Origin of the sequence: Streptomyces sp. MZ04 (genome assembly GCF_004684775.1) — a bacterium.
GTDB lineage: Bacteria > Actinomycetota > Actinomycetes > Streptomycetales > Streptomycetaceae > Streptomyces.
Map to the genome: position 1 here is coordinate 1 of NZ_SRIC01000151.1, position 19,732 is coordinate 19,732.

At 70.8% G+C, this 19,732-nt stretch carries 13 protein-coding genes; 5 read left to right on the top strand and 8 right to left on the bottom strand.

Features of this window, described 5'->3' with window-relative positions; genetic code table 11:
• A partial coding sequence (locus tag E2651_RS26760) for a cytochrome P450 (protein ID WP_135333787.1) occupies positions 1–255 on the top strand: 255 nt, incomplete at its 5' end.
• A 4-nt stretch (positions 256–259) separates the two neighbouring features.
• Here E2651_RS26760 and E2651_RS26765 read toward each other — a convergent pair.
• Both E2651_RS26765 and pstS read right to left on the bottom strand, forming a co-directional pair.
• On the bottom strand, positions 260–1,840 hold the full coding sequence (locus E2651_RS26765) for a phosphodiester glycosidase family protein (protein ID WP_209446248.1): 1,581 nt from the start codon (positions 1,838–1,840) through the stop codon (positions 260–262).
• A gap of 293 nt (positions 1,841–2,133) precedes the next feature.
• On the bottom strand, positions 2,134–3,276 hold the full coding sequence (gene pstS / locus E2651_RS26770) for a phosphate ABC transporter substrate-binding protein PstS (protein ID WP_245239248.1): 1,143 nt from the start codon (positions 3,274–3,276) through the stop codon (positions 2,134–2,136).
• Positions 3,277–3,469: 193 nt separating this feature from the next.
• Between pstS and E2651_RS26775 the strand changes: the two genes are divergently transcribed.
• Positions 3,470–3,976: a hypothetical protein gene (locus E2651_RS26775; RefSeq protein ID WP_135333789.1), complete on the top strand. Its 507-nt coding sequence runs from the start codon at positions 3,470–3,472 to the stop codon at positions 3,974–3,976.
• A 56-nt stretch (positions 3,977–4,032) separates the two neighbouring features.
• On the opposite strand, the gene E2651_RS26780 is transcribed toward E2651_RS26775, so the two are convergent.
• Together E2651_RS26780 and E2651_RS26785 are read right to left on the bottom strand one after the other, a co-directional pair.
• A complete protein-coding gene (locus E2651_RS26780) occupies positions 4,033–4,227 on the bottom strand; it encodes an antitoxin (RefSeq protein ID WP_135333790.1) in 195 nt (64 codons plus the stop codon).
• Between the two features lie 97 nt (positions 4,228–4,324).
• Entirely contained in the window at positions 4,325–5,365 is a 1,041-nt protein-coding gene (locus E2651_RS26785) for an NAD(P)-dependent alcohol dehydrogenase (RefSeq protein WP_135333798.1), read from the bottom strand.
• Between the two features lie 193 nt (positions 5,366–5,558).
• Here E2651_RS26785 and E2651_RS26790 point away from each other — a divergent pair, with 193 nt between their 5' ends.
• The 3 genes from E2651_RS26790 to E2651_RS26800 all read left to right on the top strand — a co-directional run bounded on the left by E2651_RS26790 (position 5,559) and on the right by E2651_RS26800 (position 9,746).
• Positions 5,559–6,581 (top strand): helix-turn-helix domain-containing protein, encoded by a 1,023-nt coding sequence (locus tag E2651_RS26790; protein WP_135333791.1) that lies wholly within the window; start codon positions 5,559–5,561, stop codon positions 6,579–6,581.
• A 218-nt stretch (positions 6,582–6,799) separates the two neighbouring features.
• Complete coding sequence (locus E2651_RS26795; RefSeq protein WP_135333792.1) at positions 6,800–8,569, top strand: coagulation factor 5/8 type domain-containing protein; 1,770 nt, start codon at positions 6,800–6,802, stop codon at positions 8,567–8,569.
• Positions 8,570–8,678: 109 nt separating this feature from the next.
• Positions 8,679–9,746 carry a LuxR C-terminal-related transcriptional regulator gene (locus E2651_RS26800; RefSeq protein WP_135333793.1) on the top strand — a complete coding sequence of 356 codons (1,068 nt, stop codon included), beginning with the start codon at positions 8,679–8,681 and terminating at the stop codon, positions 9,744–9,746.
• A 20-nt stretch (positions 9,747–9,766) separates the two neighbouring features.
• Here the strand turns inward: E2651_RS26800 and E2651_RS26805 are convergent, their stop codons facing one another.
• The 4 genes from E2651_RS26805 to E2651_RS26820 form a co-directional block, all read right to left on the bottom strand.
• A complete protein-coding gene (locus tag E2651_RS26805; RefSeq protein ID WP_245239250.1) occupies positions 9,767–11,314 on the bottom strand; it encodes a class I tRNA ligase family protein in 1,548 nt (515 codons plus the stop codon).
• Between the two features lie 183 nt (positions 11,315–11,497).
• Complete coding sequence (locus E2651_RS26810) at positions 11,498–12,313, bottom strand: hypothetical protein (protein ID WP_135333794.1); 816 nt, start codon at positions 12,311–12,313, stop codon at positions 11,498–11,500.
• A 40-nt stretch (positions 12,314–12,353) separates the two neighbouring features.
• A complete protein-coding gene (locus tag E2651_RS26815; RefSeq protein WP_135333795.1) occupies positions 12,354–15,980 on the bottom strand; it encodes a hypothetical protein in 3,627 nt (1,208 codons plus the stop codon).
• Positions 15,981–15,994: 14 nt separating this feature from the next.
• Positions 15,995–19,717, bottom strand: coding sequence for a hypothetical protein (locus E2651_RS26820; protein WP_135333796.1), 3,723 nt, complete (start codon positions 19,715–19,717; stop codon positions 15,995–15,997).
• Positions 19,718–19,732 lie beyond the last annotated feature (15 nt).

Sequence of the window (19,732 nt, forward strand, 5' to 3'; positions counted from 1 at the left end):
GGGGCGGGGGCAGTGATAGGTGCGGCTGCGGCGACCCCCACGTGTCCCGCAGCCCCCCGCGCCGCACCGCACGCCGCCTTCGGGCACGGTCCGCACTTCTGTGTCGGGTCACGGCTCGCCCGTCTCGAAGCCGCCATCGCCCTGCCCCTGCTCTTCGACGCCTTCCCCGGGCGCCGGCTGACCGTCGATCCGGTGCAACTCGCCTACCGGCCGGGCCTGTTGGTGCGCGGGCCGCGGCACCTGCCCGTCCGGTAGCCCGTCAGCGGGAGAGCAGCAGCGCGTCGCCCACCGCGCGCTCGGTGCCGTCCGACGGCGAGTTGATCACCTTGCCGTTCACCGTCATGGCGACCGATCCGCCGCCGTCGAGCGCCATGGCACGCACCGCGCCGAGCGACTTCATCAGTTCCGCGCCCTCGTTGAGCCCGAACCCGTCGCTGCTGCCCGGCTGACGGCCGTCCACGGCGACGACGATCAGGCGGCCCTGCCGGTCGACGCCCAGGAGGGCGCGCGGATTGCGCTTGAGGCCCCAGGCGTACGCGAACGAACGGTCGCCGATCCGCTCGATGCCGTCGGCGCCGTAGTTCACGGCCACCTTGCCGTCACGCACCAGCTCGGGGCCGCCGTTGACGATGTCGTCGTGCGGGCCCAGCTCGAGCGCGCGGCCTTGCTCGTCCTTGATCTGCCGGTGCACCGTCAGCACGCCGCCCGGCTTCGCGTGCGTACGCAGCCAGGATGCGCCGTCGCCGATGCCCGCGAGGACGCTTCCGCCCTCCGGTACGTCCCCGCCGCGCGGGCGCAGTTCCCGCACCCGGCCGCTCGCGTCGACGACCGCCTCCAGGCCCGCTCCGGCCGGGGTCGCGGTGCCGAGCTCGTCGGTGAACTCGACGATCTCGTCGGGGTCGGTGCAGGTCACGTCGTGCTGCGGCCGCTGGGTCGGCGCGTCCCCGCCGACGCCACCGCAGTTGCGTACCAGGCCGGGCACGCGGTTGACGCCGTCCACGACCGCGGACGCCTTGCCCGAGCGGACCCGGAGCACCGTGCTGAGCTTCTTGAACTCCGGGCGCAGGCCGTCTCCGCGCAGCACGGCCGCGACCCTGCCGTCGGTGGCCGCGCTCTGCAACTCACCGTCGTACACGGCGATCCCGGCCGCGGCTCCCGGCACGCCGTCCTTGCCCTCCATGACGAAGAAGCCCGCGTTGATGCCGAGCAGGGCGTCGTCGGCCGCCGCCATGTCGGAGACCTTCTCCCGGCCTGCGACCGCCGTGCCGTAGGTCGCCTTCAGCGCGCCGCCGTACCGCTTCGGGTCGACGATCGCCACCTTGACGCGGGCGCTTCCCGTGCCGGGGGCGCCGTCGGCGCCGGTCCACTCGCTGACCGCGTCGAAGCCGGCGGCGGCGAGCGCCTGCCGCTGGGCGTCGGCATCGGCCCGGGCCGCGAACTCGCCCACTCGGACCCGCACGCCGATCAGCCCGCTGCGATCGGCCCCCTCGGGCCAGGCCACCGGCTCGGTGCGCGCGCCGAAGCCGGCCCCGCGCAGCCGTTCCGCCAGCGCCTGGGCGTCCTGCTCGGCGGCGAGTTGGGCGCCGTTCGCGCGCACCGTGACCGTCCAGTGGTCGGCACCGGGACGGCCGGCGATCGTGCCCTGGTAGAGGTCGACCCCGGAGGCGAGGCGGTCGTGCTGCCAGCCCTCGACGGGCAGCGGCACCGCGGCCGGGGAAACGGCGGACGCGGTGTCGGCGTAGGGGGCGACGACGACACCGGGGGCGATGAACCCCGCCGTCGCGAGGGCGATCACCGACGCCTTGACGGTGGTTCCGAGCGGACGGCGTGCTGGGGCCACTAAAACTCCTCGGTCGAGTACGCGATGTCCTGCGCAGCGAACGCGAGTTCGCGGGCGGCAGTTGATCCCCGGCGTGAATACCAGAAGTCCGCCCGGAAAACACGCCGAAGAACACGCCGAAGACGCCAACTGCCCCATTACTCATACCGATTACTCATACCGATTACTCATAGCGATGACTCATAGCGATGACTCATACGGACCACGGGGTACCCAGGACCGAGCTGCCCCGCTGCTCCAGCTGAAGCCGCAGGCTCCGGGTCCCGCCGTCCGACCGTCAAGCCGTCAAGCCGTCAGGCCAGGTCCCGGACCACCTGCCGCACCTGCGCCGCGACGGACTTCGGCAGCGGCGCATAGTGGATCTCGGAGAGCAGCCGCTGCCCTTCGTCGCCCGCCGTGTAGGTCAGAAAGGACTTCAGGGCGGGCAGCGTCGCGCGCTGGTTTCCCTTGTCGCACACGATCTCGTACGTGACGAGGGAGATCGGGTAGGCGCCGTCGGCCGACAGGTCATGGCGGAACTTCAGCGTCAAGTCCTTGCCCTTGCCGATGACTTGGGCCGCCGCGATACCGGCGGAAGCTGTCTCCGGAGTCGGGGCGACGGGCTCCGCGGCCCCCGTGTCGATGCGGACCGTCCTGATGTCCTTGCTCTCCGCGAAGGACAGCTCGAAGTAACCGATCGTGCCGAAGGCGGAGTTCACCTCGGAGGCGACCCCGCTGGTGCCGCTCGCCGATCCGCCGCCCCTGCCCTGCCAGGACTTCTCCGCCTCGTACGGCCAGGACTCGGGGGCGGCGCCGGCGAGGTACGCCTGAAGGTTCTGGGTGGTGCCCGAGTCGTCCGAACGGTGCAGCGGCCGGACCGGAATCGACGGCAGCTTGGTGCCGGGGTTCAGCTCCTGGATCTCGGGGTCGTCCCAGCTGCTGATGCGCGAGTCGAAGATCTTGGCGAGGGTCGGGGCGTCGAGCACCAGGTCGTCCACGCCCGGCAGGTTGTAGCCGATCGCGATGGGGCCGCCCACCATCGGCAGGTTGATCACCCTGCCGCCCGGGCAGACACCCGGCGCCTTGTGGGCCTCCGAAGGCTTCAGCGCGCTGTCGGAACCGCCGAACGCGGTCGCGCCCCGCAGGAACTGCGCGGCGCCCGCGCCGGAGCCCAGCGGGTTGTAGGCGAGCTGAACACCGGGGCACGCCTGCTGGTACTGCTTGATCCAGTACTTCATCACGTTCTGCTGGGCGCTCGAACCCGACCCCGCGACCTGTGCCTTCTTCGCACAGTCGATCTGGGGCACCGGGGAGGGACGCGCGGACGCGCTCGCCCTGTCGTCGCTCTCGCCGCCACCGATGACCCCGCATCCCGCCAGTGACACCACCACCGCCATGGAGGCCGAAGCGACCGCGACGATCGATGAGTTGGTACGTGTCGGGCGTGGGCGCTGCACCGTTGTCCCCCTGGAGCTACTGCACATGGAACCTAGATGCTCGCTGATCATGGTGCGGGCCGGGTGAAGCAGAGGCGAACATCAGGCGACACTCAGTCGTCCGGCAGTCGAGCGGCAGTCGAGCGGCAGTCGAGCGGCAGTCGAGCGGGAGTATCCGGCCCGGCGTGGCGGCCCCACATGTTTCCCTGACTCCATGGATGTCGTAGCCACGAGTGTCGTCGCCGTACTCGGTACCCTCCTGGGCGCCGGGCTGACTCATCTGCTCCAGCACCGAACGGCGCTGCGGGCAGAGCAGTTCACGCGCGACGAGCGCCTGCGGCAGGAGCGGGTCGACGCCTACTGCTCCTTCGGCGGCACGTTGGCGAACTACCGCCGGGGGCAGATGGACTACTGGTTCGCCCGGCACGACGACAGCCGGGTCAGAGAACAGGTCGAGCTCCACGAACTGCGCCGCGAGGCACAGCGGTTGAGGGCCGTGGCGATGGAGGCCATGTTCCGCGCCGAACTGCTCACCGACGCACCGGACCTGGCCGACCTGGGCCGAGACGCGCTCCAGGCGGTGGACGGCATACCGCGTGCGGAGACCCGCGACGATCTCCACGGCGTACGGAACACCTCACGCACGCTGATCTACGACTACATCGCGGCGGCACGCCCCCACATACCGGGCCTCGCGGAGGAGCGGCAGCTCGCCCCGTAGTTTCGCCTCGCCGGCGACGGCGCCGGGTTCGTCACCGGCGCCGTTCCGGCACGCCTCTATGACTGCGGGGGTTGCTCACCCCGGTCCGTGCCGCCGAGCTGGTCCTTCAGCTTGTCCTGGGCGGTGTCGACCTGGCTGCTGTACTTGCCCTGGGACTTCTCGTCGACGAAGTCGCCTGCCTTGTCGATGCCCTTCCCGGCCTGGTCCTCGTGGCCCTTGAGCATCTGCTTGAGCTTGTCCATGACTGACATGGGGAACCTTCCTGTATGCGTCTCCCCCTCATCCAGGTTCCCGGCATACGGCGCACTTCGCATCCGGTGGCCTCCGCGTCCGGTGGGCGCCGGGCGGTCAGCCGTTGGGGAGGATCACCGCGCGGCCGTTGATCCGGCCCTCGTGCAGGTGCTCGTACGCCTTGGGGGCGTCGTCGATGGCGTACCGCTCCACGTGGACGTCGATCGCGCCGGAGCGGGCCAGGTCAAGGACCTCGATCAGCTCGGCCCTGCTGCCCCAATAGGGGGCACGGACCGCGGTGTCGTACGGAGTCGTGCCGAATCCCACGGATGCCGCGCCGCCGCCGATGCCGACGATGGTGACGTCCGACTCGACCGCGGCGCAGGCGGTCGCCGTGGCGACGGTGGGCGGGGCGCCGACGAAGTCGAACACCGCCTCGGCGCCCAGGCCGCCGGTCAGCTCGCGGACCTTGTCCGCCGCCTCCTTGTCCGAAAGGACGGCCTCGTGGGCGCCTACCTCGCGGGCCAGGCGCAGCTTCTCCTCGGTGACGTCCAGGGCGATCACCCACGCCGGCGTCAGCGCGCGCAGCAGCTGGATGGCGACGTGACCCAGGCCGCCGGTGCCGATGACCACGGCGGTGCTGCCGGGGGTCAGCTTGGGCAGCGAGGTCTTGATGGCGTGGTACGGGGTCAGGCCCGCGTCGGTGAGCGGCACGGCGGTGACCGGGTCGAGGCCACCCAGCGGGACCAGGTGGCGCGGGTCGTCCACGATCATGTACTCGGCGATGGCGCCCGGCGCCCCGAGTCCCGGCGGGCGGATGCCCAGCTCCGCGGCGCGCGTGCAGTAGTTCTCCTTGCCCTGCGCGCACATCAGGCAGGTGCCGCAGCCCCACGGCCCGTACACGGCCACGGAGTCGCCGAGGTCGAAGCCGGTCACGCCCTCGCCAAGGGCGGCGACGGTCCCCGCGCCCTCGTGGCCGAGGGTGAGGGGCAGCGGGAAGGTCAGCGCCTCGGCCGGCCAGCTCATCACCGCGATGTCGGAGTGACAGACGCCGGCGGCGGTGACCTTCAGGAGTACCTGCCCGGGACCGGGTTCGGGGCGCGGGACGGTGACGACCTCGGGGTCGGCGCCGACGCTGCGGTACTGGACCGCCTTCATCTCGGCGGGCATGTCGGAGAGCTCTCGCACTGACATCGGGGCCTCGTTCCTGGCGGATCGCACGTCCGCCTCATCCTGCACCCGCGGGTACGGAGGCGCACCAGCGAGGCAACCCCCGCGGGCGCCCCCGAGTTCACCGCTACTATCGAAAATCTAAGGAGCCGCTATTGATGAGAAAGGCGACCTCTCTCGCATGAATCGCAGCTATGACCAGCACTGCCCCGCCGCACGGGCCCTGGACGTCGTCGGCGGCCGCTGGTCGCTACTGATCGTGCGCGAGCTGCTGCTCGGCCCCCGGCGCTACACCGACCTCGTCGCGGGACTGCCCGGCATCGGCCCCAACGTCCTGGCGGAGCGGCTGCGCGCACTGCGCGACGCGGGCATTCTCAGCCAGGCCAAGCTGCCGGCCCCGGCGGCGTCCACGGTCTATGAACTGACCGAACTCGGTGCCGCCATGCGCCCGTTGGTCGACGAACTCACCCGCTGGGGCATGCGCCTTCCGGTCACGACCCGGCCCGGCGACACCTTCCGGATCAGCTGGGTGCTCGGGTGTCTGCGGGCGAGCTTCCGGCCGGAGGAGGCGCGGGGCGTACGGGAGACGTACCAGTTCTCGGTGAGCGGGGACGTCTTCCATCTCCGTGTCGACGACGGCGTACTCGACATCCGGCACGGCTCGGCGCCGGACGCCGTCTGCTCGATGACCTCCGACCTCGGGACGTTCCTCGCCGTCGGCGCCCGCCTCATGGACATCGAGGACGCGGTGGCGCGCGGGCTCGCCCGGCTCGACGGCGAACTCCCGGCCGCCGCACGGGTGATCGCGATCCTCGGCGCGCACCCCGAGGCCACCGGAGGCCGTCACGGCATCGTGGGCGCGGTCGGGGCGACCTTCCGCCCCGAGCACGCGCGTGGGGTGCGCGAGACCTATGAGTTCGTGGTCGACGGGCTCATCTTCCACGCCCGCGTCGACGACGGCACCGTCGAGACGGACCTCGGCCCCGCCGCGGACGCGGCCGCGACCCTGGTCACCGACCTGGGAACGCTGCTGCAAATGGGTGCGGGCTCCCTGCCGCTCGAGGACGCGCTGAGCGCCGAGGTCATCGAGGTCGACGGCGACCTGGAGGCGGCGCTGCGGATGGCGGACGTCTTTGGTGTGGTCCGTGCCGACCGGCCGAGTCCGGCGCCGGACGACACAGCGGCGCATACCGCCCACGTGTGAGCTATCGGCCCCAACTCGCCTACACCATTACCTGGTTGACTTCCCTCACCTAGTTACCTTCCTTCACCGAAGTCGGCACGACATCACGCGCACCCCCTTGACGCGCCCTGCCGCAGACACAACTATCCAACGCGTGAGAGCGCTCTCTCAGCCTTCTCCGTTCATGTTCCGAACGCAGGACGGCACGGCAATCCCCCCACCAGCGAAGCGAGTTGCCCATGTCAGCGCACCTTCCCCTCTCCCGCCGCGGCGCTCTGGCCGCCGCCCTGGCCGTTCCGGCCACCGGACTGCTCGGCTCGCACACGGCCACCGCCGGCGAGACGCGAGCGACGCCTGCCGCGTCCGCCGCCGATCCGGATTTCGGGCCGAACGTCATCGTCTTCGACCCGTCCACCGCCGGCATCCAGGCGAAGCTGGACGAGGTGTTCAAGCGGCAGGAGTCGGCGCAGTTCGGCACGGACCGCTACGCCCTGCTCTTCAAGCCCGGCACCTACAGCGGGCTCAACGCCCAGATCGGCTTCTACACCTCGATCATGGGCCTGGGCCTGTCCCCCGACGACACCCACATCAACGGTGACGTCACCGTCGACGCCGGCTGGTTCAACGGCAACGCCACCCAGAACTTCTGGCGTTCGGCGGAGAACCTCTCCCTGGCCCCGGTCAGCGGCGCCAACCGCTGGGCGGTCTCCCAGGCCGCCCCGTTCCGCCGCATGCATGTGCGCGGCAACCTGAACCTCGCCCCCGACGGCTACGGCTGGGCCAGCGGCGGCTACATCGCCGACAGCCGGATCGACGGCACCGTCCAGCCCTACTCCCAGCAGCAGTGGTACACCCGCGACAGCTCGGTCGGCGGCTGGCTCAACGGCGTCTGGAACATGGTCTATTCGGGGGTCGAGGGTGCCCCCGCCAACGCCTTCCCCAACCCGCCGTACACCACCCTGGACACCACCCCGTACTCCCGGGAGAAGCCCTTCCTCCACCTCGACGGCGGGGAGTACAAGGTCTTCCTGCCCGCCCTGCGCACCAACGCCCGGGGCACCAGCTGGGGCAGCGGCACCCCGCAGGGCGAATCCCTCTCCCTGTCCGCCTTCTATCTCGCCAAGGAGGGCGACACCGCCGCCACCCTCAACGCCGCGCTCGACCAGGGGCTGCACCTCCTGCTCACCCCCGGCATCTACCACCTCGACCGGCCGATCGAGGTCAAGCGGGCCAACACCGTGGTCCTCGGCATCGGTTACGCCACCCTCGTCCCCGACGGCGGGGTGACCGCGGTGAAGACAGCCGACGTGGACGGGGTGCGGCTCGCGGGCTTCCTTGTCGACGCCGGAGCGGCCAACTCCGAGACGCTGGTGGAGATCGGGCCGCGGGGCGCGAGCGCCGCCCACGCCGGCAACCCGACGACCGTCCAGGACGTGTTCGTCCGCATCGGCGGCGCGGGCGCGGGCAAGGCCACCACCAGCATGGTGATCAACAGTCGGCACACCGTCGTCGACCACACCTGGGTCTGGCGTGCCGACCACGGCGACGGCGTCGGCTGGGAGACCAACCGGGCCGACTACGGCGTCGTCGTCAACGGCGACGACGTGCTGGCCACCGGCCTGTTCGTGGAGCACTTCAACAAGTACGACGTGCAGTGGAACGGCGAGCGCGGGCGCACGATCTTCTACCAGAACGAGAAGGCGTACGACGCCCCGAACCAGGCGGCGATCCAGAACGGCGACCTCCGCGGCTTCGCCTCCTACAAGGTCGCCGACTCCGTCACCGCCCACGAGGGCTGGGGCCTCGGCAGCTACTGCTACTACAACGTCGACCCGACCATCGTCCAGGAGCACGGCTTCGCCGCCCCGAACACACCGGGCGTGAAGTTCCACCACCTCCTGGTCGTCTCGCTCGGCGGCAAGGGCCAGTACGCCCACGTCATCAACGCCACCGGCGCCCCTACGTCGGGCAGCGACACGGTGCCCTCCACGGTGGTCTCGTTCCCCTGACCGCCGTTTGACCGCCGTTTCACCGCCGTTCGGGTTCCCGGAGCGCGTGATCTTGGTTCACGTAGGATCACGCGCAGGGAAGGGGAACCGACAGCGAGGGGGCGGTGCGGTGACAGTCGTCAGGGCCGTGGAGAGAACCGGGGCACGCGCCGAGGATCTGGCGCTCGCCCTCTACGCGGAGTTGCGCAGGCGCGGCGCCTCCGACTTCGAGGAGGCCGTCGCCGAACTCGGGCTCGGCCCGGAGGAACGCGAGCGGTGCCGCCGCGAACTGCTCGACCTGGGCCTGGTCGTGCCCACGGGCGCCACGCACGACAACCGGCTCGCCCTAGCCGCGGGCGAGCCGTCCGAGGCCGAGACCGACTCCGTCGCCGTGGTCAGCCCCGAGATGGCCCTGATCAAGCTCCTCGAGGGCGAGCGGGGGCGGCTGCGCGAGGACCTGCGCCGCGCCGAGCAGGTCAACGGCCGCCTGGAGTCCCTGGCCACCCGCTTCCTGCGCTCCGAGGTCCTCGCGCCCTCCGCCGAGGTCGAGGTCGAGATCATCACCGACTACCGGCGCATCCAGCAGGTCATGGAGGACATCACCGACACGGTCGAGCACGACCTCGCTGCGCTGCAGCCGCAGATCGGCGCGGGCCGGGAGATCCCGGAGCGCGCCCTGTCCCGTGACCGCCGCCAGGTCGCCAAGGGCGTGCGAGTGCGCCACCTGGTCAACGGGACGGCCCTCAACACCGCGCACGGCGCCGAACTGCTCGCCCACAAGGCCGCGGTCGGTGCCGAGCTGCGGATCTCCGCGGACATCCCGTTGAACATGATCCTCGCCGACCGGCGGGTCGTGCTCCTCCCCATGGACCCCGAGCACCACGAGGCCGGGGCGATCCTGGCCCGCGGGCCCGCCCTGGTCCGCTCGTACGCCGCGTTCTACGAACACCTCTGGCGCACGGCCACCCCGTACGGCGAACAGGGCGAGTGCGCCCGGGACAGCTCCGGGCTCACCGAGCAGCAGCGCGCCGCCCTGCGCATGCTGGCCACCGGCATGAAGGACGAGAAGATCGCCCGCGGCCTCGGCGTCTCGCTGCGCACCGTGAGCCGTATCCTCTCCGAACTCATGCAGGAGCTGGGGGCGTCAAGCCGCTTCGAGGCGGGTGTGCAGGCGATGCGGCTCGGCTGGCTGGACTGACCCCGGCCGTTCAGAACCGTTCAGAACCCGAAGACCGGGGCCGACGGCGGCCGGACCAGTGTGCCGGGCCGCGGCGCCGTGAGTGCGTCGAGGGTGACAGGGCCGCCCGCCGGGACCCCGAGTGCGCCCGCGAGCCGCCGCGCGCCCTCCGGCATGACCGGGTGGGCCCATGCGGTGAGCGCCGCCGCGACACTCAACTGCCCTGCCAGTTGCGGGAGTTCCACTGCCCTGGGCAGCGCCTGCGTCATGCGGACCGTCGCGTCGAGCAGCCGCACCGCGCGGTGCGGGTCGAAGGTGTCCGCACCCCCGTCCCCGTACGCCGCGCGCAGCAGTCGCACCGTGTGCGCGAGCCGACGGCGGTGCTCGGGCCAGCCGGGCCCGCCCGGCGCCTCCCACGGCACCCGCCCCGCACTCAACTCCTCCACAGAGGCGAAGAGTTGACCGAGCCAGTGATTCCACGTCCCGTCGAGCACCGCCCGTGCCCGCGCGGCGCCCTCGCCGTGCACGGCGTGGCGGCGTACGGCGTCCGAGCCGAACTCGTTCAGGGCGTCGAGGGCCCACGTGCGGTCCGCGCCGGGGCCGTGGGCCGCGCTCAGCCGAATGCGCGGCCGGGGGCGGACCTCCGGCGGCACTCGGCAGGCGAGCAGGAGGGCGGGCAGTACGACCGTGTGGTCGACGGCGTCGCGCAGACCGCCGAAGTGCAGCGTCTCGCCCGGAGCCGGGCGGCCGATGTCCGGGCCCCGGCCGTAGAGCTCCAGCGCTGCCGCCTCGAAGCGGCCGTCGACCCGCTGCCCCTCGTGACCGGCCACCGGCACGGGCACCCCCCACTCCCCCGGCTGCCCCACCGGCAGCTCGGGCAGCCGGTCCGCGAGGAGGGCCGCGAAGAGACCGGTGAGCCGCTCCGGTGTGCCGAGGGCCGCCCAGTACGCGGCGAGCGGCTCACGGAAGCGCTCCAGGGGAAGGAACAGCCGACGGCACGGCAGCGGTTCGGCGGGCGTGGAGCACAACACGCAGACGGGGCGGGTCAGTTCGGCCGCGTCGTACGGCAGGGCACAGGCGTGGCAGCCCGTACCGTCCGTGGCCGCGCCGCAGTGCGGGCAGCCGCCGGTCACGTGCGCGCCGTGCAGCCATCGCACGCACGGGGCGCAGTACGGCAAGGGGCCCTCACGCGTGGCGAGCATGCCATCGGCGTGCAGCCGTGCCACGAGGGTGCCGAGCCAGCGGCCGTATCCCCGGTCGCGGCGGGCCCGCACGATCCTGTCGAAGGTGATGCCCGCCCGCTGCCAGTCCGCGTCGATGGCGGCCCGGAACCCGGCGGCCACCTCGGCGGCGCTGCGGCCCCGGCGCAGTGCCCGTGCCTCCACGGCGGTGGCGTGGTCGGCGGTGGCGCCGGTGAACAGGACGTGCCGCCCGTCGGCCCGCAGGAACCTGGCCAGCACATCGGCGGCCACGTACGGCCCCGACAGCTGTCCGACACGCAGCTCACCGGCGGACTCCAGCGGGGCCGTGGTGATCCGGAACGGGGTCCTCGTGATCCGCTCCACAGGTCTGCTCAGCGCAATGCTCACGAAAGGTGTCTCCTTCAGGGGACGCACGTTCAGGGGTGTCACGCACCGCCCCACGGCGGCACCACCTCAGGGTGTCCCGGCGACCGCGCCCCGATCCACGTGCGGGCCCTGCGCATTCACGCCGTGACGTGCATGCGCCATGGCACGGGCACGCCATGACGCGAACGCGCCAGCGGCGATTGTCTACTTGACCGCGCGTACGCAACCCTCCACGTGGCCTGTGAGAGTGTCGCCGTCGAATCGCGAGAAGGTCAGTTCCAGCGTGGGTGTCGCGGTCCAGCTCAGCAGTATTGCGGCAAGGAAGCCCACGGACCCGGGCGCGGAGAGTGAGACACCCACGGGTTTTGAGCTCTCCTTGTACCCGAAGTACGCGGAGTACCTCTGGATATAATGAGGCGGGCCAACAGCGGGCGGCTGCATTGGTTGCGCCAGCACTTTGGCCCGTGTGGCGCCGATCCGACCCAGCGCCAGGGCCGCGAAAATCTGGGGCGGCTTCTCGAACAGGTATTCGGCGGTGGCGCCGGTCCCCACAAGTCCCGTGATCTGCGGCGGCGATACCGGCGTGGCCGTCAGCACTGTACCGAAAGTGACCACGCAGTTCAGAATCTTCTCGAACGAGGCTCCACTGCCGGCGGCGGCGTCGAAGACCGGGTTGGCGCCCAGGGAGACCGGCAGGCCGAGCAGCGGGTCGGCGGGGACGGTCACCAACGGGAACTCGAATCCGGGAACGAGGCTCTGCTGTTGAGTCTCTATCGTGGTGATCTTTACCGGTACGAACGGGTCGACCAGCGCGCTGCGCAACTCAACCGGCGACTGGCACCGGATGATCCTGTCGAATGCCGTCTCGTTGTAGTCGAAGGTCCAACCGGTGGATGCCGGCGACCGCAGGTCACCGTACGGGTCGCTCCGTGAACTGGTGGTCGGATCGGTGTCTGTTGCCAGTCGGCATTGGAAGGAACCGGCGAAGTTCACCTTGATCTGCTTGTAGGCGGTGACCATTTTGACGCTCCATTCGGTGCGGGCGAATCGGCAACGGCGCTCACAGCCTCCGCTCCGGTGTGCAAATGGCCGGCACAGGAGTGAGTGGCGAGGTGCGGAGGATGCGTGTGCCGCCGAGGCCTTCGCCGAGGGGGTCCCGCGCGCTTGCCCGTTCGGGCAGGACTTCGACGGCGAGGACGCTGAGGGTGGCGTCGGCCGGCAGGCCGAGGGCATCGAGCCGCCCTCGGATGTCGTGATGCGGGAAGGTGACCACGCTCTGGAAGAAGTGGCGATCCGCTCGGTCGTACTGGGAGTTGTCCGGCTCTGGGGCGGACTCGGTCTGCAGCAGGATGTTGCGCCAGTCCTGGCCGTCGGCCTGGAGTACTTGGGCGTACAGCAGCGCGCTGATCCTCGTCCTCGGCGGGAACGGGCGGAGGTCCGTGCCCTGGTTGACCGGGACCGCGTGGGGTGCGCTGACGCTGACCGCGCGTTCGGTGCGTGAGACGGCGCAGCGGAGCTGCGGTGGGGGGTGCTGCACGCCGGCCACCCGTAGCGGCAGGCCGAAGCGGCCCTGGGCGGTGCTCCAGCGCGTGCAGTCGTGGCCGACCCTCAGTTCGTAGACGAAGAAGCCGAAGAGCTCGGGCGCGTCGGCGTCAAGCCCTTCGGGCAGCGGGAGCAGGTAACGGCGGCCTTCCTCGGGTGGCATGTCCGCTGGATCGTCGGAGGGGATGAGCTCCTGCATCAGCGTCAGGCCGGCGCAGTCCTTCGAGCTGCTCGGGGTGATGACGCGGATGGGCTCGTGCACGTCGAGCGGCGGCTCGGCGGGCTCCGGCAGGGCCCGGTCATAGCCGTCCAGGAGCATCGGATCGGGGCCGTGGGCGAGGACACGGGCGAAGTAGCGGTCGTTCTCGTCGTCCGGTGGACGGTCGAGCTCCACGAAGAGCCTGCGGCGCCGTTCCTCGGTGGAGGTGTACCGGGCAAGGTCCCGTACGTAGTTGCTGGCGGCGAACCCGGCGGAGCGGAGTCGCGGAACCTGGGCGGGAGGGGTCGTGATGGGCAGGGTCAGCTGCCACACACGGTCGGGGTCCCGGTGCTTGGGCTCCTCGCCGGTGCGGAACTTCGGCGTCAGGGTGTATGTGAGCCGGGTCTCGTGGGGCGTACCACCACCAGTCTTGGGGTCGTAGGCGTCGAGGAAGAGGATCTCGGTCCGTTCCCGGTCGGGTTCGCTCATCGCGTCCCGGTTGACCGTGCCCGGCAGCACGAGCTCGCCCACGACCTCGCCGGCCCGGCGTACCGAGAAGGCGATGGGCGCGAGCGCGTCCCAGGTCCAGTCCCGTTCGAGGGAAAGACGGACGCACACCAGCCATCGAAGGGCCAGATCGTCCTTGGCGCCGAAGGTGACGGAGGAGCGGTCGGGGTTGAGCGTGTGACACAGTTCGTTTGCCACCCCCAGGACGAGGCGCCTGCCACGGGATGCCGAGAGCATGAGTCCGGAGCGCACCAGACCCAGCTGGTGCGCGAGACGATCCACCAGATCCGACGGCGCGTCATGGCGCCGCCGGCCGGCGGCGGCGAGCTGGGCCTCAAGGGCCGGACCGCCGGAAGGCGGGTCCGGCTGAAGGAAGATCGCCTGAATGTCCCGGCCGTCGGCCGGCAGTCTCAGGAGAAGGCGCTCGTCCTCGGACGGTGTGCGCAGTTTCAGGCCCACGGGCGCGGACCCGACCCGTGCTTCCTGCGAGCCCCAGTGGGCGAGCGTGGGATCCACGCTCCCGACGGGGGTGAGCACGAGCCGGACGTCGCGGGCCGTGGGCAGGCACAGGGGATCGAGTGCGCCCAGTATGCGGTCCTTGAGCGTGTCGACGCGGGCTACGTCCTCGAACACCGCGCGGAGGGTCAGCGGCTGGTCCGCGGCGGGTGCGAACTCCCTGTGCACGGAGTAGAGCGGCTCGTAGGGCAGGCCCATGTCGGAGTCGGCGGCCGGGTCACCGACGGTCGTGCGGACCAGGACGTCGATCCGCAGATGAGTCACGTCCGGGTCCGGCAGTGCGGCCTCCCGATGGGCCGCCTCGGCCGCGGGGGCATCGGCGAGGAGCAGGTCCATGGCATTCGGGAGGCCTGTGTAGACGACGTCGGGGTAGCCAAGGAGCGGGCGCCGGATCTGATAGACCGCGCTCTTCCCGTCCTCGAGCAGGCCGCCCTCCGGGGCGACCCTGACGGGTCCCGGGGGGACGAAGCGGCGGAACGGCACTTGAGCCGTCGGCGCCGGCCCCGCGCTGTCGTCGTGCGGGTCGCCGGCCGTCGGTCCGCCACCGGTCAGGTCCATGAGCCGGACCCGGAACTGGTAGGTGTGTCCGTATCGCAGCAGCGGCGTGCCTGCGCCCACTGAGTGGTAGACGGCGTCGGTGCCGAGCTTGTGGTCTCCGGTGATGCGGAAGGCGTCGGGGTCCGGGAGGACGATCGATCCGCCGGTCCAGGCGGCGAAGTAGCTCGGCAGCCAGAAGGCTTCCGCGGCGTTGAGAGTGGAATTGACCGGGACGGTTTCGACGGCCAGTTCGTCGTCGAAGACACCGAGGTCGATGCCGTCGAGTACGAGGTCGCCGCGAACGGCCACGAGGGAGTGCCAGGCCGCGTCGGGGCCCGCGTCCTCGCGACGCACGTCGACGCGGTAACCCGCGACGCCCAGCGGCGAGTCGGGCGAAGGGCCGGGTCCGTAGACGTTGACGTCGAACTGTCGGTTGAGCCAGATGGTCACCTGTTCGTCGTCCCAGCCGAGTCGGATGCCGGTGTCCTTGACGGGCGGCAAGGCTCCGGGGGGCGGCTCCAGTTCGTGCTCGATCTGCGCGGAGCGACGTGCCTGTGACCCATGCACCGCGCGGGCGAATCCGCTGTCGTAGGCGTCTGCTTCGACGAACACGTCGTCGAAGGTGCCCACTCCGGTGACGGGGAAGAGCACGGAGGCGAAAACAGGGCGATCGGTGGTGTTCGCGAGCGGAGGGATGCGGGCGGCGAAGCGTGCGAGGAGGCTGGAGTCGTTGTCCACCTCGGCTCGGTAGGCGCTGCCGGCGGCGAGGTCGGCGAAGAGATAGCCACCCTGGGCGAAAGGGTTGCCCGTGGGAAATTCGAGGGTCGCCTCGTGGATCAGCCCCAGCTCGCGTGCGAGCCGCGGCTGGCGCAGCACCAGGGCGAGAATCTCCTCCCACTCGAGCCCGGCGTCGGGCTCACCCGGAGCGGGTGTCGTAGCGGCCTTGAGAGCACATTCGTACGACGTGTCGGTGACGAAGTAGCCGGAGTCCGACTCCGAGTAGTGGGTGGCGTCGCGGTAGCTCAGGGGGAGGAACTTCTTGACGCCGGCAGGGGTCTTGTCGTCGTCGGGCGCCGTCGCCGGCCGGATCTCGAAGTTGTCGCCCAGAGCGTCGAAGAGGACCCGCTTGCGGGTCGGCCGGGCGGTGGTGAGGGCACGCCGCTCGTTGGTCGCTGCGGGCGTCGGCAGCGCGTCGAGGGTGGGCACGATCACGGCGTCGAAGGAGAGATGGGCATCGGCGAAGGCGGTCGCCGTGCCCTGGAACGCCGTCAACGGGTTGCCCTTCGGAAGGACGAGCAAGGCGAGCGTGAGGGAGGCCGGCTGCGTCTGCGGGCGCCACCGCTGGGGGAAGGCCAGGATGTTCAGTGGCGCGCTGTTGATGGCCATCGGGGGCTCCCTGGTCAAGGCACGGGCAGGATTCCGGCCTTGGCGCCCGCCAGGAGCATCTCCCAGCCCACCTTGACGTCATAGGTCGTGCGGAACGACTTCCTCTTCGTCACCGCCCAGGCGACGGTGACCGTGCCGGCCACCAGGATGTCGCCGCGCAGCGTGACGGTTGTGTCCTCCGGGTGGGCGGGATCGAGCTGGGCGCGCTGAACGGTGAGCCTCCCCTCTACGGAGAGGCTGAAGCCGAGCAGGCCGGACAGGAGCATGGCGCGCCCCGACATGCCGAGCACGATGCCGGGCTGGAAGGCGTCGCCGGTGTTGTTGATTCCGATGAAGTAGCCGTACTTGACCGTGGCTTCGAGTTCGATGAGGCGGGGGATGAGCGTGCCGCCGACCGATCCGACCGTACAGGCGTCGAGCTCCACGGACGCGGCGCCCGACGCGTCCCCCCGGATCCGGAACCGCAGCTCGCCCCCGCCGTAGACCGCCGGGATGATCAGCTGCTGATAGCTGCCGGTGATCTCGAGGAAGACAGAGCCGCCGACGTCGGCCGCCAGCACGTCCGCGACGAGGTCCGCGCCGAGCTTGAGTCCGCCGCGGACCTTCCCGACGCCGCATTCCACCCCCTCCCCCTGCTCTCCTTCGAGCATGAAGTCGGCGACTGCGGCCAGCCGGTACGTGGTGCCGCCGAACGAAGACGTGACGTGCAGCGGGCCGGGCAGCCCGTCCTCCTCTGCCGTGGGGACCAGATTCCGGAGCAGGTCCAGTACCTCGGCCACCGGTTCGAGGGCCGGGCCGGGGCGGACCTCAGGCTTGGGGAAGGCGGTCGCGCCGACGGCGGGCGACTGCACGTCGTGGACGAAGGTCAGGATCGCGCCCATGGGACCGAAGGCGAGCTGCTGGTGGATCCGGGCGGCGGCGATCGTCCAGTCCTGCGCCGACTTGACGGTGAACTTCGCTCCGGGGGACTGGGCGTCCGCACCCGGGTACTGGGCGTCCGCAGTCCATGCGGATCCGTTCACGAGCCGCTGCGCGTGGCCGAAGGGCGGCTGGAAGGAGACCTCGTCCGGTACCAGTCGCAGGTGTCCGGAGGCCAGGGAGAGCGGATACGGGGCCTTGAGCTTCATGGCCTCGTCGACGGGTGGGAAGAGTCCGCCGGCCCGCAGCATCGTGTAGGGGTCCGCGAGCCGCGGCTCGAGGTCGCTGGTGATGTCCGTGTCGTCGTGCCCGACCTTGGGGCGGGGGTAGAGGATGCGCTGGGTCTCGCCGGCGAACAGCAGGGCGTAGTCCGCGTCCGGATCGGGGGTGAACAGGTGCTTGGGGTCCGCCCACCGGTAGGGATGGGTGTTGGGCGTCCCGGGTGCGGCGGCGTTCCGGCGGATGAGTGGCACACCCAGCTGCGCGTCCACCGGTTCGACGGCTTTGGTGGTGCCGTCGACGCGTACGACGCTCCATTGCCCGGCAGCGGGAAGGTGGGGGCTGCCGTGGACGGCCACGGCGAACTCGGGGTCGCTGGTGCCCGGAATGGTGGCGCCGGCGTTGTCGGCGTAGACGCCGGTGACGCGCATCATGTGCGGTGAGGTGCCGATGGTGACGGTGCAGTCGACCGGGCCGCCGATCGGGCCCTCCCGATCGAAGAGCTCCTTGAGCTGGTCAGGGGTCAGCGACCCCACACCCATGCTGGAGATCGGCGACGCGAGCGGAATCCGCTGGACGAATCCCAGCTGGTGGTGGACGGGTACGCGGCCATCGGCGCCCTGCCCCTCCTGCACGCCCTCGATCTCGACATCCGCGTCGTAGTACACGGCCTGCATGCGGGCCTCGACTCCGTTGTCCGGCGCGAGCTCGACGTAGTGGTCCGTGTCCCGGATCTCCCGGATGTCGAACATGCCGCGCACGACGCCCGGATGGACGACGTGGTCGGCCTTGGGGTGCTGGAAGAGGCCAGGAGTGGTCGCCTCCCAGCCGCTGTCCCACCGGACGACCGCTCCGCTTCCGTAGCGTTCGAGCGTGATGGTCCGAACCAACACCGCGTCGCAGGGTTCGAGGATGGTGGTGAGCTGGATCCGTTCGAAGGCCGTACGACCTTGATAGCCGTCGAACATGACCTGGCTGACCTGCACGGCGGCCTCGGAGTCGTTCACCCAACGGCTGACGAGACTGGCGCCATAACCGCCGAAGTCGATGCGCGACAGGGGGACTTCCCTCGCGAACGTGCTGTTGAAGTCTCCTCGGAGGATTCCGAGCACGGAGGTGGGCGTCGCATTGGGGGGACCCGTCGGACTGAAGGTCTTCGACTGCCACGCCCGGCCTGCCAGGTGCGTCGGCGGTGGGGAGCCGGGTTCCTCGCCGTGCCCGGATTTCGCCAGGGTGCCGGCCCGCAGGCTCAACTGGGCCGCGCCCGTGAACCCCACGAACCGGGCGTGGAGCATCCGCAGGGTGGGGGGTTCCTCGTAACGGCGGTCGATCGGGTTGAGTTCCGCGACGGCTTTCATCCCGAAGGGCAGGGTGAAGAGGACGGCGGCGTGGGCGTCGTCCAGCTCATGGGCTCTGAGGATCTCGTTGGCCACGTGGACCGGTGTGACCGGTACGAGAGTCACAGAGGGAGTCACGGGGCGCGCGCCCATCAGGGTCGGTCCACCGTCACTGCGGAACTTGAGCATCCCGTTCTTGTCGCCGGTCAGCGGGTTGGCCCGGTTGCGGACCGGCTCCCACTGGAACTGCGGCAGCAGGAAGACCAGCGTGTTCGATGCCTCCGTGTGGAGCGAGAGACTTTCGACGGTGAAGGGGGCCCGCTCCGACCCACTCGGCAGGGCCACGCTCACTCCCAGCTGGTCGGCGGACGAGGAGACGTCCAGGAGAGCCAGTCCGCTGCGGTGCCTGATGACCAGCCAGTTGTCGAACTGACCCGGAAGATCCGCTCCCAGCTCCCCGTCTTCCTCGTCCGCGACCTCGTCCTCGACCGGCAGGGTCACGGGCGTCGGCACGAGTGCCGCCGGTATCTCCACGGACCCGCTCTCGCCGACGGTCCCTGTCGCCGGCCGCAGCTCGATCGTCAGCCATGCTTCCTGGGCCGTGGACCAGGCGACACGCGCCCGGACTCGTGCGGCGTCGTCCGGTACCGAAGGGCCGGGAAGCGGCGAGAAGTTGGCCGCGTAGGGGTCGGGGAGCGTGGGGAGCAGGTGTCGGAGCCGGAAGAAGAGTTCGAGCTCGCCGGAGTCAAGGCCGCCGGTGGGGGCGAGCGGCCCGGAGAGGGAGAGCCGGAACGGCGGTGTGGTGGTCAGCAGTGCGTTGGACAGCGCGAGGGCCATGGAGGTGACTCGCCCGCCGAGGTCTTCGTCGGACTCCTCGGAGTCCAGCGAGAGCTCGACTCCGTCGGCCCCGTGCAGCAGTTGGTACGTCACCCTCAGCGAGCAGTCGATGCGATGGCCGGCCGCGGTGCGTGGCCGGTCGAGCCGGGTACGCGCCAGGCCGCCGGTGGTGAACAGGTCGGTCCCGGCACGGTGGCTGGAGAAGGCGAAGCCGAGTTCCGTGGGGAAAGAGACCTCAAGCGCCGATCGTGTCTGCCCGGTCTCCGGCCAGAGCCGGAACGTCTGGCGGGCGCGGCGCGCATCCGCCCGATGTGCCGTGAACCGCAGCGAGGATCGGTCGACGGCGATGTCGCAGCCGCCGATCAGGACCGGACCTCCGTCCAGTCCCTGCCAGACGGCGTGGAGTCCCGCCGTGAGACGGAGCATGAGGCTGCCCACCCC